Origin of the sequence: Primorskyibacter flagellatus, assembly GCF_048268605.1 — a bacterium.
In the GTDB taxonomy this organism is placed as follows: domain Bacteria; phylum Pseudomonadota; class Alphaproteobacteria; order Rhodobacterales; family Rhodobacteraceae; genus Primorskyibacter; species Primorskyibacter flagellatus.
Window position 1 is genome coordinate 390,477 of the sequence record NZ_JBLWVF010000001.1, and the last position, 16,723, is coordinate 407,199.

A 16,723-nucleotide genomic window follows, 5' to 3' on the forward strand; every position below is an offset into this window, starting at 1 on the left:
ATTCGGGCAGGCGGCCGACTTGCTGGCTTACGAATGTGCTGACACCATGAGCGGCCTTGACCTTTCCACCTTGCGGGCCTAGCGGAGCGGCATGGCACAAGCTCCTCTTTTACAACTCTCCGATATCGCGCTGACTTTTGGCGGCGACCCGGTTTTCGACGATCTTTCGCTGGTGGTTCACCCCGGTGATCGCGTGGCACTGGTCGGGCGCAACGGGTCTGGAAAATCCACCTTGATGAAGGTCATGGCCGGGCTGGCCGAGGCCGACACAGGCACCCGTGTCGTCAGTCCCGGCGTCAGCGTCGGATATATGGAGCAGGATCCGGACCTGTCGGGTTTCGAAACGCTGGGTGATTTTGCGGCGCATGGGCTGGAGCCGGGCCAGATGTATATGGTGGAACGCGCGGGCGAGGGGCTGAAATTTGACCCCGATCGCCTGGTCAGGTCTGCCTCTGGCGGCGAACGGCGGCGTGCAGCATTGGCGCGACTGATGGCGGATACGCCGGAACTGATGCTGCTGGATGAGCCGACCAACCATCTGGATATCGAGGCGATCGGCTGGCTGGAGGCAGAACTGAAATCCACCCGCGCTGCCTTTGTGCTGATCTCGCATGACCGTCGTTTTCTGACCGAATTGACCCGCGCGACCTTGTGGATCGACCGGGGGCAGGTGCGGCGGCAGGAAACCGGTTTTGGCGGGTTCGAGGCGTGGCGCGACAAGATCTGGGAGGAAGAGGACCAGAGCCGCCACAAGCTGAACCGCAAGATCAAGGCCGAGGCGCGTTGGGCCGTCGAGGGCATCAGCGCCCGACGCAAGCGCAATATGGGCCGGGTTCGTGCGCTTCAGGACCTGCGGGCAGAACGCGCCGGGATGATCCGGCGGCAGGGTACGGCGGCGATGGATCTGGCTGCCGGGCCGAAATCCGGCAAGAAGGTGATCGAGGCCGAGGGAATCGCCAAGGCGTTCGGAGATGTGCCGATTCTGCGGGGCTTTGATCTGAAGGTGCAGCGCGGCGACCGTGTGGCTTTTGTCGGGCCAAACGGGGTGGGCAAGACCACGTTGATCCGCATGCTGACCGGAGAGATCGAGCCGGATGCCGGCAAGGTGTCGCTGGGCACCAACCTCGCCATGGCGGTGTTCGATCAGACCCGCGCGCAGCTTGATCCGAACATGACGCTATGGGACAGCCTGACCGGCGATCCCGATATGCGCGTCAGCGGCAAGGCCGATCAGATCATGGTCCGCGGACAGCCGAAACATGTGGTGGGCTATCTCAAGGAATTCCTGTTCGATGATGCGCAGGCGCGCGCGCCCGTCCGGTCCCTGTCGGGGGGCGAGAAGGCGCGGCTGTTGCTGGCCAAGATCATGGCGCGGGAATCGAACCTGCTGGTGCTGGACGAACCGACCAACGATCTGGATGTCGAAACGCTGGATCTGTTGCAGGACATCCTTGGCGACTATCCGGGCACCGTGCTGCTGGTCAGCCACGACCGGGATTTCATCGACCGGGTCGCCACGACCACCGTCGCGATGGGAGGCGACGGACGCGCCACCATCTATGCAGGCGGGTGGAGCGACTATCAATCCCAGAAGGCAGGCTCTGATGGCGGATCCGTTTCAGGGGGTGCGAAGCAGAAGAACAAGCCGAGCAAGCCTGCCGCCGGCGCTTCAAGATCCGCGCCCAACCAACTGAGTTTTACCGAAAAGCACCGGCTGGACGCGTTGCCAAAACTGTTAGAGCGTCTGGAAGCCGAGATCGCCAAGCTGGAGGAATACCTTTCCGCGCCAGATCTGTTCACGGCTGAGCCGCTGAAATTCAAGAAGGCAACCGAAGCCTTGGCAGAACGTCAGCAGGCGCTTGCTTCGGCAGAGGAAGAATGGCTGGAACTGGCCGAGAAGGCGGAAAGCGGAAAATAATTCTGGATCGGTGGTTTGTGAGGCGCTTCTGACGTGTTCATCCGGCTATGGCATGCGTTGGCTTAAATTCAACCGACGGGCAACAAGGCTGAGTTCCAGCACTGTCAGCAGGATGCGGATCAGATGGTGTATGCTGACCAGCGCCGGATTGGCCGAAAGGCTGAGAGCCACCAGCGACATCTCTGTCACACCGCCTGGCGCAAAGCTCAGCAGCATATGCTCGAACGGAATGTCGGTGGCGGCATGTAACGCCCATGCAAATCCCGCGCCGATCACCATCATATAGGATACCGATAACAGGCTTAGCCCCACAGATCGTGTCAGCATCCGCCCGGTCACGCCGACAAACCGCATGCCAAGCCCGACCCCGACCACCACCTGCGCCACGCCGATGACCCATCCCGGCAGATGCAGTGGCATCAACCCCGTCACGTTAAGCGCGCCGGTCAGAACCAGCGGCCCGATCAGCTGTGCGGCCGGCAGCCGTATGCGGCGTCCGACGGCCTGGCCCAGAAATACCAAAAGCACCATCAGCGCCAACCCGGCCCAAAGCGGCAGATCCTCGGCCGTGTGGCCAATCGGTGCCATCCCGGCGGCGCTGCCAACCGGTGCGCCTCGCCAGATCGAAAATCCCAGAGGCAGAAGACCCACCACCAGAATGATCCGCAGGAACTGCTGAATCGACAACACCCGGATATCGGCACCAGAAGCATCGCCAAGCGCAATGCTTTCCATCAGCCCGCCGGGCGACCCGCTGAAGAAGGCGGTCGATTTCTCCATGCCGCCGATATGTCGGAAAATCAGGTAGTTGCCACCATGTGCCAGAACGACGAACAGCGCCAGGGCGATCACACTGAGCGGTAGAAACCCAAGATGTGCGATCATCTCTGGTGACACCTGGGTGCCGATCATCACGCCGATCACGCCTGTGAAGGTCTCTCGCAACCTGCGCGGAAAGACATAGTCGCCGAGTATCCGATCAGGTGTCGTGGCCACGATCACGGCAATTGCCGCGAGGCTGCCCAGCATCCACGGCATCGGCAGATGTACGCTCGCAGCCAGAATGCCCCCGGCAGCGCCAGCCAGAAGCATGATCCAGGTGATGAGTAGGAATCGCGGTCTCATATCCCGCGCCGGTTCTTGAACATGCTCTCCGAATATCGCCATGGCCGGTGGCTTGCAATCGGGGCTTGGCTGGTTGCGACCTTGGCAAGCGCGGGCAGGGCGCTAATCTGCGTCTACATGCAAAAACCTTTGTTCATCGGTTCGAATATCTATCGCGGCTCCACCTACGGGCCGATGCACCCGCTGTCCATTCCGCGCGTGCCGACAGTGATGGACCTCGCCCGCGCCATGGGATGGCTGCCGCAAGCGCAATACAGGGTCTCGCCGCGCGCACGGCCTGCGGGGCTGACGACGTTTCACACTCCGGCCTATATCGCCGCCCTTCAGGCAGCAGAGACCGCCCAGGCCGTGGATACACAAACACGGGCGCGTCACGGGCTGGGAACCCTGTCGAATCCAGTCTTTCCCGAGATGTTTCGCAGGCCGGCCACCGCTGCGGGCGGGGCGCTCCTTGCGGCCGAACTGCTGGTCCACGGCGGCACGGTCTATAATCCCGGTGGCGGCACGCATCACGGCATGGCGGACCGGGCAGGCGGTTTTTGCTATCTCAACGATCCGGTTCTGGCCATTCAACGCCTGCTTGCCCTGGGCTGCGGGCCTGTCGTCTATATCGACATCGACGCGCATCATTGCGACGGCGTCGCCAGTGCCTTTGACGGTGCCGAGGATGTGCGGATGATCTCTGTCCATGAAGAAGCGCGCTGGCCCTTCACCGGCGCATTGACGGATGTGGCAGGGGGGGCGGCGCTGAACCTGCCGGTGCCGCGCGAATTCAACGACGATGAGTTCTCGCTGGTGCTGCACGAGGTCATCTTGCCTGCCGCTGCGGCGTTCCGGCCCGGCGCGATTGTGCTGCAATGCGGTGCAGATGCGGTGGCCGAAGATCCGTTATCGCGGCTGTCACTGTCCAATAACGCGCATTGGCAGACCGTCACGAGGCTGCGTAATCTCGCACCACGGCTGCTTGTCCTGGGGGGCGGGGGATATAATCCGTGGTCGGTGGGACGCCTTTGGACGGGGGTTTGGGCGACCCTGAACGGGCACGCGATCCCGGACCATCTGCCGCCCGAGGCAGAGACGGTGCTGCGCGGTTTAACCTGGAGCCGCGCCGCCGGTCGCAACCCGCCCGAGCATTGGTCTACCACCCTGCGCGATGCGCCGCGCAATGGCCTGATCCGCGAAGAGGTTCGTATGCGTGCAAAAGCTCTGACAGCGCGGCTGCTTGTGCAGGTTTGACATGCGGTTAACGCGCTGGCGGGGTTCAGATACGCAGGATTTGCGCTAGGAGCGTTGAAGCGGGTGACGAAAAACCAACCTTCGCCCGGAGCTTGGAAAACATGTGTTCCAGGCCGGATTACCGCTTTTTTGTCGTGGGTTAGGTGGGTTTAATGTTGAATTTCGTCGGCAAATTGAAGGCAGTTCCGGCATGCCTGCAATTTGATGGTGGAGCGGGTGATGAGATTCGAACTCACGACATTCTGCTTGGGAAGCAGACGCTCTACCCCTGAGCTACACCCGCGACACAGTTCTGATACTGTCTCGTAGGGCACTTCGCAAGGCATCAAGTGAGTGCCCCTAGTTGTTTTCGTCGTCTTCGGTTTCGACCGACGACGCACCGCCCAGAGCGTTGTAGCGGCGTTCGGTCAACCATTGCAGACGTTTCGCCTGCGTGACAAGGACGCGACGAAGCCCGCCTTGCACTTTGCGCTCTGATATGACTTGCGCAAGGCGCGAGATGATCAAAGCGCGCCGAGCAATGCGAAAGTCGGGGTGTGACCTGATCTTGTGAACGTCGTCCGAGACGAGCCGAAAGCGGAGCGAAGGCGGCTTCGTGATCACCATTGTCGGCGCTGGTGGATCCTTTTCATTTAAAACCGCCTTGAACGTGCTGCCTGCTATCGCCTCCTGATACACAAGATCTTCCAGCGCGTCTAAATGCGCTTTTGCGTCGGGGTCGGTTGCACCGGTTTTCTGAAACTGGGGTAGCGGCCAAACTTCGACCTCGTAAACCTCGAACGGATCAAGGACCGACATTGCAACGGCGTCTGTCCGCTGATTTGTCAGGTGCCGCCTAATTCGGGTGCTCACCTTTTCTTTTGTCTGTCCGACGTAAATTGGTTCGCCATCATAATCGAAGAAAGCATAGACGCCCCACTTGAAACCGCCAATTGCGCGCGGTTTCCCCGTGATCGGATCATCGAACTCCTGAAGGAGAAACTCTGTCAAATTTGACCGAAGATCCTCGGTCTCAAAAGGCGGAAAATTGGTGTCGTCAGGATTTCGGTCAGCCATGACCGATACTTACCGGACTTCAGGCAACCAAGGCGAGTCGATTCCGCTTCAGGATCGGTTCAAAGATTGCCTCGGCCAGATGCCGAACGACAGGAGCGGCAACACCGTCCCCTGCCAGCTTGTAGGCGTCGTTGTAGCGTTCTGGCAGGACGTAAGTGTCAGGCAGGCCCATAAGAGAAGCTGCCTCGCGTGTCGAGAGCAGGCGCGAGCGCACCTTTTTTCCATCTACCAGCATGATTGTCTGACGGCTCGATCCTCCGGCGGGCGTGCGTAAGCATCCAGCAATCTGGTCAAAGCGCACCTCCGCGCGCTGCCGCTTCACACCGTTGGCATCGGCGCGCGTGCGCCTGTATATCGTTCCAACCACGCGCCCTTTACACTGCTTGGCTGCGTCAACCTTCTTGCGGTTGTGATCGGTCATCATGTCGAGCAGATACTTCGTTTCTGCTTTGGTGTGCCACTTCACACCTGTTGGCTTATCTTCGATCAGCGAGGCCAGGTTCGTATTCCGTGCCGGTGGCGTCGGAAGATTCCACCAACGCCACCGCGACGCGGCTGTCCGTGAAAGCAGGTTGCACCCCTCGACCAACGCGGGCGGATGCCACAGCGCACAAGGCCCATCTGCTGTATGCCCCTCCGGGATCGTCAGGTCGCCCCGAATACCCACCATGAAAAAACGTGGGCGCGATTGGGGCAGAAAGTGAACCGCATCGACGACGACCGCCCCGAACCTATAACCGAGGCCTGAGAAAGCAGCACAAAGCGTTGCGAAGTCGCGCCCACCGTTGCTGGTGATCGCCCCATAGACATTTTCGAGCGCGATGATCTTGGGGCCGCGACCGCCGGCGTGAAGCGAGCGCATCAGTTTCCAGAACGGTTTGAACATACCGCTACGCTTGCCCGCAAGGCCCGCGCCATTGCCCGCGAGTGAAAGATCCTGGCAGGGGAAGGACGCCCACACAAGGTCTGGCGATCCGGGCAGCTCATCCACCGTGACCTGAGAGACATCCTTAAGCAGCAATTCCTTCCCGCCATCGTGGTTGGCGCGATAGCTTGCTGCCTTCTTCGGGTCTATGTCGTTTGCAAATAGACATCGCCAATCCGACCCGAGGCCAAACCCGGCCATGCCGCCGCCTGCAAAGAAATCGTAGAATGTGTGCGGCATAATCCCTCCTTCGCTAAATGTTGATTAGCGCAAGCCAATATCGGTTGTCCAAGGTTAACCTTCGGTGCCTGGGGAAGGTGACCTGAAAAGTTCTGTTGAGCAAGAACAAAAGTGGAACTTGCGCGGTGTTGCTGCGCAAAATCCCGCTGAAGGCGAGAGTGCCGCTTAGCCCTTAGACGTTATGCCCGTGCGGACGATCTCGGATGTGGCTGGACCCATGGCAGGTGCAGTTTCGCCACGCGCGGTATGGAGGCGCGAAGTGAATCCTCCGTCGCCAGACTTGTGCAATAACGCCCGCGCAGACGTTTCGCGACAGCGCCCGTTGCCGCCTGGCGCTGACATCTGCGACGTGCCGATCAGCTGCTGCGCCGCCGTCTGCGGCGCCCGCCGCCGCCATCCTCACCGCCGGAATTGAAGCTTACGTCTGGCAGGGGCGCGATTGCGGACAGGTTCGGGAACGGATCGGTCGCATGCGGGATGGCGTTGGCATTGACGAAATGTTCCTGGAATTTCGGCTCGATCGCAGTTTCCACCTTGACGACATTCCGCACGGTGGCCTCGATCTCGGCGCGCGCTGCGACGTTGCATAGCGCGATCCGTGCGCCTGTGCCGGCGGCATTCCCGGCGCTGGTCACCTGATCAAGCGGTACGTCCGGGATCATCCCCAGCACCATCGCATGCAGCGGCGAGATATGCGCGCCGAACGCGCCCGCCAGCACCACGCGGTCAACCTGATCCACGCCCATCTCGTCCATCAGCAATCGAGAGCCCGCATAGAGCGCCGATTTCGCAAGTTGAATGGCACGGATGTCGCCTTGGGTCACGGTGATCAGCGGGCCGCCATCGGCGCTGGCGTCATGGATGACATAAGAATGCGTCCGACCTTCGGGGATGTTGCGCGATGTGCCGGTCTGCGCCGCCGACCCGATCAACCCGGAAGGGTCCAAGAGGCCCGCCATGCGCATCTCTGCCACAGCCTCGATGATGCCGGAACCGCAGATGCCGGTGATGCCGGTCGCTGCCGTTGCCGCGGCAAAGCCGTCCTCATCGGACCAAAGCTCGCATCCGATGACGCGAAACCGCGGCTCGCGGGTCCGCGGATCAATCCGGATCGCCTCGATCGCGCCGGGGGCCGCACGCTGGCCGGAACTGATCTGAGCGCCTTCAAAGGCCGGGCCGGTGGGGGAGGAACAGGCCAGCACGCGGGTGGAGTTGCCCAGAAAGATCTCGGCATTGGTGCCGACATCCACAATCAGCGACAGGTCCTCGCGTTTGCCCGGCTCTTCGGACAGCGCCACGGCGGCAGCATCCGCACCGACATGGCCCGCGATACAGGGCAGGATATAGACCTGCGCGCTGCTGTTGAGCGCCGTCAGATCCAAGTCGCGGGCAGGGAAGGACAGGCTGTCGGATGTTGCCAGCGCAAAGGGTGCCTGACCCAGCTCCAACGGGTCGATGCCAAGCAGAAGATGATGCATGACCGGATTGCAGACAAAAACCGCCTCGACGATCAGGCGTTCGGCAACGCCGGTCTCTGCCGCGAGTTCGCGGATCAACGTATCAAGCGCCTCGCGAACGGCTTGCGTCATCTCGACATCGCCGCCGGGGTTCATCATCACATAGCTGACCCGGCTCATCAGGTCCTCGCCGAACCGGATCTGCGGGTTCATGATGCCCGACGATGCCTTGACCTCGCCCGTCGCAAGATCGGTCAGATGCGCGGCGATGGTGGTGGATCCAAGATCAATCGCCAGCCCGTACAGCCCATCCTCATGCAGGCCCGGCCAGACATCAATCAGGTGATGCGCGCCCGGCAGATGCGATTTGTGCAGGGCGACGGTGATCTTCCAGTTGCCCTTGCGCAGAACCGGTTGCAGGCGGGCAAGCGTTGCCAGATCCGCCTTGATTTCCGGAATGTCCCACTGTGCCTCCAAGGCGCGTTCCAGACGCTCCAAATCGCCGGTGGGTTCGTGCATGTCGGGCTCTTCCACCTCGACATAGTAAAGCCGCGTGGCGGGGTCCATCTCGATCACGCGGGCCGAGGCCGCCTTGCGCACCACCTGCCGGTGGACCTGGCTTTCGGCGGGCACATCAATCACCACGTCGCGCTGGATGGTCGCCTGACAGCCCAACCGGCGACCGGATTTCAAGCCGCGCTTGCTGTCATAGCGTTCCTCGACGGCGTTCCACGGCGACAGCGCATCGGGGGCTACCGTGACGCCGTGCTTGGAGAATTCACCGTATGACGGCGTGATCTGACATTTCGAGCAGATGCCGCGGCCGCCGCAGACGGAATCGAGATCAACGCCCAGTTTGCGCGCCGCAGTCAGCACGGGTGTGCCGACGACAAACCGTCCGCGTTTGCCTGAGGGGGTGAAGATCACGAGGGGATCGGTGCTCATCTGCGCCTGCCTGTCTGCTGTTCTGCCGCAACGGGGTGTGCGGCGACCATAGCCATTGCGGCGAAAGGTGAAAGGCCGGAAACGCCGGAACATCAGGCGACACCGGCATTTGCGTCAATCTGTCTGCATGCCACTGGGGCATACCGGCCGCACAAATGAACGGCCCGCGCGTTCGAGGAAAAAGACCTGCGCTGCGTTCACGCAGGCTTGCGCCGCATGGAGGCTGGTCTCGTCGACCGAGGCGCAATCTTCGGTCTGCACGGCACCAGAGGGAGTGCCAAGGCTGGCAAGGCCGACGTCGATTGCGTTGCAATGTGCCGCCCTTGGGTTTCGTTCCGGGGCTCCGACGCCGGTGTCATCTGTATGCGTCATCATGGCTGCCGTATCGATCGCGGCCAGCGCAACCGGCAATTGGCAGGTGCCGGGCGGGGCCTGGCTGCACGTTTCGCTCTTTCCTTTCCGACCACCACATGAGATAGGGACGCGTCAAACGACGCTCCCACCGAAAGGTTACTGCCATGGAGATTCGCGAGGCGCTCACCTTCGACGATGTTCTGCTTGTTCCCGCAGCTTCCAGCGTGTTGCCCAGCACCGCTGACACCCGCACGCGGGTGACAAAGGCGATTGCGCTGAACATTCCGCTGCTCAGCTCTGCCATGGATACGGTCACTGAAAGCCGGATGGCGATAACGATGGCGCAGGCCGGCGGGATGGGCGTGATCCACCGCAATCTTGATATCGAACAGCAGGCCCGTGAAGTGCGCCGGGTCAAACGGTTCGAATCCGGTATCGTCTACAGCCCGGTGACGCTGACGCCGGATCAGACGCTGGCGGATGCCAAGGCGCTGATTGAACGCTACAACTTCACCGGCTTTCCGGTGGTGGACGAAAAGGGCCGGGTGGTCGGCATCGTGACCAACCGCGACATGCGTTTTGCCGAACATGACGACACGCCCGTGCGGGTGATGATGACCTCCGACAATCTGGCGATCCTGCAAGAACCTGCTGATCGCGACGAGGCCAAGAACCTGATGAAGGGCCGACGGATCGAAAAGCTGCTGGTCACTGACAAGGACGGCAAGCTGACGGGCCTTCTGACGCTGAAAGATACAGAGAAGGCCGTGCTGAATCCCACCGCCTGCAAGGACGATCTGGGGCGGCTGCGCGTTGCTGCGGCCTCGACCGTGGGCGATGCCGGGTTTGAACGCAGTCAGGCGCTGGTCGATGCCGGTGCCGACATGATCGTGATCGACACAGCGCATGGCCATTCCGAGGGCGTGGCGATCGCCGTCGAGCGCGCCAAGGCGCTGTCCAACGAGGTTCAGGTCGTCGCCGGTAACGTCGCCACCGCAGAGGCAACGCGCGCGCTGATCGGCGCGGGGGCGGACGCGGTCAAGGTGGGCATCGGGCCGGGATCCATCTGTACCACGCGCATGGTTGCAGGCGTCGGCGTACCGCAGCTGACCGCGATCATGGATTGCGCCCGAGAGGCCGGGGATATTCCGGTGATCGCCGATGGCGGCATCAAGTTTTCCGGTGATTTTGCCAAGGCGATTGCCGCAGGCGCGTCCTGCGCGATGGTCGGCAGCATGATCGCAGGCACCGATGAAAGCCCCGGAGAAGTCATCCTTTATCAAGGCCGTACCTTCAAAAGCTATCGCGGCATGGGGTCATTGGGCGCGATGGCGAGCGGCTCTGCCGACCGGTATTTTCAGAAAGACGCCGCCAGCGACAAGCTGGTGCCGGAAGGCATCGAGGGTCAGGTTCCCTACAAGGGCACCGCGACGGCGGTGATCCATCAACTGGTCGGGGGCTTGCGCGCGGCGATGGGCTATACCGGCTGCGCCACGGTCGATGAAATGCGCCGGAACTGTCAGTTCGTAAAGATCACCGGGGCAGGGCTTCACGAAAGCCATGTGCATGATGTGCAGATCACCCGCGAGTCGCCGAACTACCGGATCGGTTAACCGGGGCGCGACGTCAGCGTCTGACAGCGTCAATTTGCGCGGCTCACTGGCTCCGGTTCCGCTTTGTGTCGCGCTCTGCACAGGCTTTGCTCGTCGAACAGAGACGGTCATCACTGCATATTGGCTTTATGAAGCAGATCTTCACGTCTTCTGACAATATACATGGCGCGGAGGTCTCTGGCTTCAGTCAATTTCGGCATTGAAGACGATCTATCAGGAAACAATTTTGAAATGACACATGAGGTTCTGACGTGACGCCTGCTGCCCGCTACCAAGCTGCCATCGAAGTTCTGGACCGTGTCACGACGGGTATCGCTGCCGAGCAAGCGCTGACCAACTGGGCACGCGGCGCACGTTTCGCCGGGTCCAAAGACCGCGCGGCGGTCCGCGATCACGTCTACACCGTGATCCGGTGCCAACGAAGCTGCGCGGCGCTCGGCGGAGGCGAAGCCGGGCGCGCGCTGATCCTCGGGTTGTTGCGCGCCGAAGGCACGGACCCGGCTGACGTATTTACCGGCGAAGGCTACGGGCCACAGCCGCTTACTGATGCTGAACTTTCCGCAGGGCGCACGCCAGACAGCGCCGAAGCCATGGACATGCCGGACTGGCTGCTTACACGGCTCAAGGCTTCACTGCCCGAGGTGGAGCCGACCGCGCTGGCTCTTCGGGAACGGGCACCTGTTTTCTTGCGTGTCAATAGGTTGCGCGGAACAGTTAAGGTGGCGCAAGAGTCTCTTTTGGCCGAAGGGATCGCCACGCAACCGCATGCCTTGTCTCCCTCTGCACTGGAAGTCACCGAGGGCGCGCGCCGGGTGCATCTGTCTCAGGCCTATGCCGAGGGTCTGGTAGAGCTTCAGGACGCGGCCAGCCAGGCCGTCGTCGATCAACTGCCGTTGCGCGCGGGAATGCGTGTGCTGGATTATTGCGCTGGCGGCGGTGGCAAAGCGCTCGCGATGGCGGCACGCCTGTCCGGCCCGGTTGAAGCCCATGACGCAGATCCGCGCCGCATGTCTGATCTGCCGAAACGCGCAGAGCGGGCGGGGGCGCAGATCGCGCGGATTGACAGGCCCGGCGGGCTCTACGATCTGATCCTTTGCGATGCGCCCTGTTCGGGCTCCGGTGCGTGGCGGCGTTCGCCTGAGGGCAAGTGGGCATTGACCGAGGCGCGGTTGCAGGAATTGCAGGATATTCAGTTGGATATTCTTCGTGAGGCGTCGGCATATCTGACCACGGACGGGCATTTGGCCTACGTCACATGTTCGATCCTGTCCGATGAAAATGACTCCGTGATTGACCGGTTTCTGGCGGATCGTCCGGACTGGCGCGTTGCAGACCGGCGACAGTTTCTGCCTGTCGATGGCGGTGACGGCTTTTTCCTGGCACTGATGTCGGCGGATGCTTGACCGGGACGCACAACCTTGAGACGATATTTTCAGCTTTAAGGAGCGGTTAACAAATCTCTCGTCGTAATGGCCGGGGTGAGAATCACAGGGGGTCGCCTTGGCCTATACGGCATTGAATCCCGGACCGATGACGCGCGCTTCTGACCGCGTCTCGCAACGGCTTGGCTGGTTGTTGATGGCCGCCGGGTTGCTATTGGCCCTGTCCTTTCTGGTCAGTTCGTACCAATTACAGTTGGCGTTATCGGTTGGCGGGCTGACAGCAGCTTGTCTGGCGGCGCTGTCCAGATCTTTGACATATCTTCACAAGCGTCGCCGTGATCAGGCGTATGATGCCCTGGCCGAAGTCATCGCCCAAGACAGTGCTTTTGCATTTTTCACCGACCCCGAGGGGGAAATCATCTTTCGCAACCATGCGGCCGAAGCACGTTATGGCAAAAGCGAAGGCGCGACGCTGGCAGGAGAGCTACGGGATATTCTCGCGAATCCCGGCAACGTGCTTTACCGTCTGCAAACGCGCATCAACGCCGGCGGGACCGCACGCGAAGAGATCGTGACCAGACAGGGTAGCGTGCGCATTTCGGTGCACGCGCTTGGCAAGTCCGGCTTGCTGTGGCGTGTCGAGGAAGGCACCGCGACCGAAAAGCCGTCATCCTGTGCCGCAATGAAACATGTGCCGATGCTGACACTTGGGCGCAATAACGTTGTCATTTCCCTGAACGAAGCCGCGCGTCAGATGGCTGGCCATAGGATTGCATCGCTGGATTGCCTGATTCTTGATCCGCCGCTTGTGTCGGGAACCGTGCATCGTATTCAGACCGAAGATGGCGTTGTGGCGCGTTTGGCGACCTGCGTTCCGGCGGGTGTCGGCAGGTCAGAGCTGTTCTTGCTGCCCGCACCCAGGCAAACCGCGACCGATGATGCCGCGGCTGCGTTTGATGCGCTGCCGGTGGGCCTTCTCAAGCTTTCACCAAACGGCGTGGTGCTGCGGTCCAACAAAGAGGCGCGGGCGCTTTTTGGCGACATCTGCACCAATGGAAAACAACTGTCGGACTATATGGAAGGTCTGGGGCGACCGCTGACCGACTGGATACAGGAAATGGCTTCGGGACGTGGCACCAGCCATTCGGAGTTTCTCCGGCTCACGCGGGCGGACAAGGAAGTTTTCGTTCAGGTCACATTGAACCGGATTTCCGAGAACGGGCAGACCGCGTTGATTGCGGTCATCAATGATGCCACCGAATTGAAGACGCTCGAAGCGCAATTCGTCCAAAGCCAGAAAATGCAGGCGATTGGTCAGTTGGCGGGCGGGGTCGCGCATGACTTCAATAACCTTCTGACCGCGATTTCAGGACATTGCGACCTGTTGTTGCTGCGGCACGATCAGGGGGACCCGGATTTCAGCGACCTGGTGCAGATCAATCAGAACGCCAACCGAGCCGCTGCGTTGGTGGGTCAGTTGCTGGCGTTTTCCCGCAAGCAGACCTTGCGGCCGGAAGTTCTGGACCTGCGTGATACCTTGTCTGACCTTACCCATCTTCTGAACCGCCTTGTCGGCGAGAAGGTCGGATTGGATTTGCGGCATGATCCGGTGCTGAAACCCGTGCGGGCGGACAAGCGTCAGCTGGAACAGGTGATGATGAATCTCGTCGTGAATGCACGCGACGCCATGCCCACGGGCGGTTGTATCGTGATCGAAACGGGCATGAGGGTGCTGAGTGAACCCATGCGCCGTGACCGCGCAGAGGTGGCGGCGGGTGAATATGTGTCGGTGAAAGTGTCTGACGACGGTATCGGCATTCCGCCGGACAAGCTGCAAAAGGTGTTCGAGCCGTTCTACACAACAAAACGCACGGGCGAGGGCACAGGGCTGGGCCTGTCCACGGTCTACGGGATCGTTAAGCAGACCGGTGGTTTTATCTTTGTCGACAGCGTGACCGGGTCCGGGACGTGTTTCACGCTTCTCCTGCCCGCCAGCGAGTTGGAACTGCCTCTTGAAGCATTGCCCAGACCGGCGATTGAGAAACCGATAATCCGGCATGGCGAAGGTGTAGTGCTTCTGGTCGAGGACGAGGCACCGGTGCGTGCGTTTGCATCCCGCGCGCTGCGGCTTCGGGGATACACGGTATTGGAGGCAGCCTCTGCCGAAGATGCGCTGAAGCTCTTGGAAGACACCAGCGTCGAGGTCGATGTTTTCGTGACGGATGTGGTGATGCCCGGCATGGACGGGCCAACCTGGGTGCGTGAAGCGTTAAAATCCCGGCCCGATGTGCGCGTTGTCTTTGTGTCCGGCTATGCCGAGGACGTCTTCCGCGACAGCGATGCCCGCATCCCGAAGTCGATCTTCCTGCCAAAGCCGTTTTCACTGAGCGATTTGACGGAGACCGTCCATAAACAACTGTCGTAGCCCGAACCCGGTTGCGTGGCGCAGTCTGACAACGTGAATGAGCGTGCGCAGGTCTGCTGGATGTGGATTTCACATCCAATCGGCAAACATACGATTTCGCGGCTGTTCCGCCTCACAATCCGCTTTCCCAGACCTCATATTCATTGGCGCATTTCTTGCGAAACATCTTTGCCGTTTCTGTCGAGACAGTAAGGTCCATCTCTGGCGAAACATTGGTCTTTGGCAGGTCAAGGGTGACGTTCAAACGGGATTCGATGAACTGCTGCAATGCGGGTTGGTTCTCATAGCGAAAAAGATGGTTGATCCGCACACCGTTCGGCCGCGGCTCCAGAAATTTCGCCTGGCTCCCGACATTGGCGAAGGGCGGTTTGTCGCCTTTCATGTAGGCCAGGACAAAATCGTCAAAATCTATCCCGGCGGTCGATGTCGGCTTGCCATTCAGAAAGGGCCGCTTGCGATAGCGAAACCAGCTGCCAAGCCAATCCAGCGGGTCGCGGACCACGGCCAACGTCTCCATGTTATCGGCGCCGACTTTTTCGAACATCGGGCGGAAAAACCGATTATAGCGGTAGATCGGCGCATGTTTCAGTTCCGGCGGGTCCATGACAGCCATGGATGCGCGGGACTTCAAGGCCGCCTCATAAGCCGACGAACCCGTTTTTGGCACCGCCAGAAACACCAGTCTTTCTTTCCAGAACACCAGCATTCGGAAAACCTCCTCGATCGTTTGGCAGGTATGGCCCAAACCCCTCAATCCTTCCTTAACCAATTCCACGAAAACTGACGAGAGTAGGATTTAACTTGAATTGTTCCTGTTTTGATCTCATACAGATGAGAACAAGAGGCGAACATGAAGCAGCAATTGCCGCCCGGCAACGGGTGTGGAATAAGGACACGAAACTCATGGCAACGGCAGATCTTTTGACGATGGACAGCAAGCGCAACGCGGACAAACAAAAGGCGCTGGACAGCGCTTTGGCCCAGATCGAACGGCAGTTCGGCAAGGGGTCGATCATGAAACTTGGCGGCGACAATGTGATCAAGGACATTGAAGCAACCTCGACCGGGTCGCTTGGACTGGACATCGCGTTGGGGATCGGTGGGTTGCCCAAGGGGCGGATCATCGAGATTTACGGGCCAGAAAGCTCTGGCAAAACCACGCTGACCCTGCATTGCGTGGCCGAAGAGCAGAAAAAGGGCGGTGTTTGCGCTTTTGTCGATGCCGAACATGCGCTTGATCCGCTTTATGCCCGCAAGCTGGGCGTTGATCTGGACGAATTGCTGATCAGCCAGCCCGACACCGGCGAACAAGCGCTGGAGATCGTCGATACGCTTGTCCGGTCGGGCGCTGTCAACATGGTGGTTGTCGATTCGGTTGCTGCGCTGACCCCGAAATCCGAACTTGAAGGCGATATGGGCGACAGCAGCGTGGGCGTGCAGGCCCGCCTGATGAGCCAGGCGATGCGCAAGCTGACCGGCTCGATCAACCGTTCGAACTGTATGGTGATCTTCATCAACCAGATCCGGATGAAAATCGGCGTGATGTTTGGCAGCCCGGAAACGACTTCGGGTGGCAACGCGCTGAAATTCTACAGTTCCGTGCGGCTCGATATTCGTCGTATCGGCTCTATCAAGGACCGCGACGAGGTTGTGGGAAACTCCACCCGCGTCAAGGTCGTCAAGAACAAGGTGGCCCCACCCTTCAAGCAGGTCGAATTCGACATCATGTTCGGCGAAGGCATCAGCAAGATGGGCGAGCTTCTTGATCTGGGGGTCAAGGCCGGAGTCGTCGATAAATCCGGCAGCTGGTTCAGCTACGGCGATGAGCGGATCGGACAAGGCCGCGAAAACGCAAAGAACTTCTTGCGTGAAAACAAGCAGATGGCGCTGGAGATCGAAGACAAGATCCGCGCCAGTCACGGGCTCGATTTCGACATGGGTGCCGGTGGCGAAGGGGCACCCGACGAGGTGATGGAGAGCTAAGCACAGTCCGGCGAACAGATTTCAAAGGCCGGCACCCTCGCAAGGTGTGTCGGCCTTTTTCAAT

12 protein-coding genes and 1 tRNA gene are annotated in these 16,723 nt (G+C 60.5%); 6 read left to right on the plus strand and 7 right to left on the minus strand.

Annotated features, from left to right (window positions below; translation table 11 throughout):
* Positions 1 to 91: 91 nt before the first annotated feature.
* Positions 92 to 1,918: an ABC-F family ATP-binding cassette domain-containing protein gene (locus tag ACN0WV_RS01900; RefSeq protein ID WP_417603370.1), complete on the plus strand. Its 1,827-nt coding sequence runs from the start codon at positions 92 to 94 to the stop codon at positions 1,916 to 1,918.
* 45 nt (positions 1,919 to 1,963) lie between these two features.
* Here the strand turns inward: ACN0WV_RS01900 and ACN0WV_RS01905 are convergent, their stop codons facing one another.
* Positions 1,964 to 3,043: an AbrB family transcriptional regulator gene (locus ACN0WV_RS01905; protein WP_417603372.1), complete on the minus strand. Its 1,080-nt coding sequence runs from the start codon at positions 3,041 to 3,043 to the stop codon at positions 1,964 to 1,966.
* 117 nt (positions 3,044 to 3,160) lie between these two features.
* On the opposite strand from ACN0WV_RS01905, the gene ACN0WV_RS01910 reads away from it, so the two are divergent.
* A complete protein-coding gene (locus ACN0WV_RS01910; protein ID WP_417603374.1) occupies positions 3,161 to 4,279 on the plus strand; it encodes an acetoin utilization protein AcuC in 1,119 nt (372 codons plus the stop codon).
* A gap of 208 nt (positions 4,280 to 4,487) precedes the next feature.
* Here ACN0WV_RS01910 and ACN0WV_RS01915 read toward each other — a convergent pair.
* From ACN0WV_RS01915 to ACN0WV_RS01935, 5 genes are all read right to left on the minus strand, one after another.
* Positions 4,488 to 4,562: transfer RNA gene (locus ACN0WV_RS01915), tRNA-Gly, on the minus strand.
* A 56-nt stretch (positions 4,563 to 4,618) separates the two neighbouring features.
* Positions 4,619 to 5,269, minus strand: coding sequence for a GIY-YIG nuclease family protein (locus ACN0WV_RS01920; RefSeq protein ID WP_417603376.1), 651 nt, complete (start codon positions 5,267 to 5,269; stop codon positions 4,619 to 4,621).
* Positions 5,270 to 5,354: 85 nt separating this feature from the next.
* Complete coding sequence (locus ACN0WV_RS01925; RefSeq protein WP_417603378.1) at positions 5,355 to 6,500, minus strand: DNA cytosine methyltransferase; 1,146 nt, start codon at positions 6,498 to 6,500, stop codon at positions 5,355 to 5,357.
* Between the two features lie 356 nt (positions 6,501 to 6,856).
* The gene (locus ACN0WV_RS01930) at positions 6,857 to 8,902 is read right to left on the minus strand and encodes an ASKHA domain-containing protein (protein ID WP_417603380.1); all 2,046 of its coding nucleotides are present in this window, start codon (positions 8,900 to 8,902) and stop codon (positions 6,857 to 6,859) included.
* 114 nt (positions 8,903 to 9,016) lie between these two features.
* The gene (locus ACN0WV_RS01935; RefSeq protein WP_417603382.1) at positions 9,017 to 9,277 is read right to left on the minus strand and encodes a hypothetical protein; all 261 of its coding nucleotides are present in this window, start codon (positions 9,275 to 9,277) and stop codon (positions 9,017 to 9,019) included.
* Between the two features lie 143 nt (positions 9,278 to 9,420).
* Here ACN0WV_RS01935 and guaB point away from each other — a divergent pair, with 143 nt between their 5' ends.
* The 3 genes from guaB to ACN0WV_RS01950 all read left to right on the plus strand — a co-directional run bounded on the left by guaB (position 9,421) and on the right by ACN0WV_RS01950 (position 14,676).
* Positions 9,421 to 10,869 carry an IMP dehydrogenase gene (gene guaB / locus ACN0WV_RS01940; RefSeq protein ID WP_084349860.1) on the plus strand — a complete coding sequence of 483 codons (1,449 nt, stop codon included), beginning with the start codon at positions 9,421 to 9,423 and terminating at the stop codon, positions 10,867 to 10,869.
* Positions 10,870 to 11,120: 251 nt separating this feature from the next.
* Positions 11,121 to 12,272, plus strand: coding sequence for an RsmB/NOP family class I SAM-dependent RNA methyltransferase (locus ACN0WV_RS01945; RefSeq protein ID WP_417603384.1), 1,152 nt, complete (start codon positions 11,121 to 11,123; stop codon positions 12,270 to 12,272).
* 127 nt (positions 12,273 to 12,399) lie between these two features.
* Complete coding sequence (locus ACN0WV_RS01950; RefSeq protein ID WP_417603386.1) at positions 12,400 to 14,676, plus strand: ATP-binding protein; 2,277 nt, start codon at positions 12,400 to 12,402, stop codon at positions 14,674 to 14,676.
* A 112-nt stretch (positions 14,677 to 14,788) separates the two neighbouring features.
* On the opposite strand, the gene ACN0WV_RS01955 is transcribed toward ACN0WV_RS01950, so the two are convergent.
* Complete coding sequence (locus ACN0WV_RS01955) at positions 14,789 to 15,382, minus strand: gamma-glutamyl kinase (RefSeq protein ID WP_417603388.1); 594 nt, start codon at positions 15,380 to 15,382, stop codon at positions 14,789 to 14,791.
* A 197-nt stretch (positions 15,383 to 15,579) separates the two neighbouring features.
* On the opposite strand from ACN0WV_RS01955, the gene recA reads away from it, so the two are divergent.
* A complete protein-coding gene (recA, locus tag ACN0WV_RS01960) occupies positions 15,580 to 16,659 on the plus strand; it encodes a recombinase RecA (RefSeq protein WP_084349862.1) in 1,080 nt (359 codons plus the stop codon).
* Positions 16,660 to 16,723: the final 64 nt, after the last annotated feature.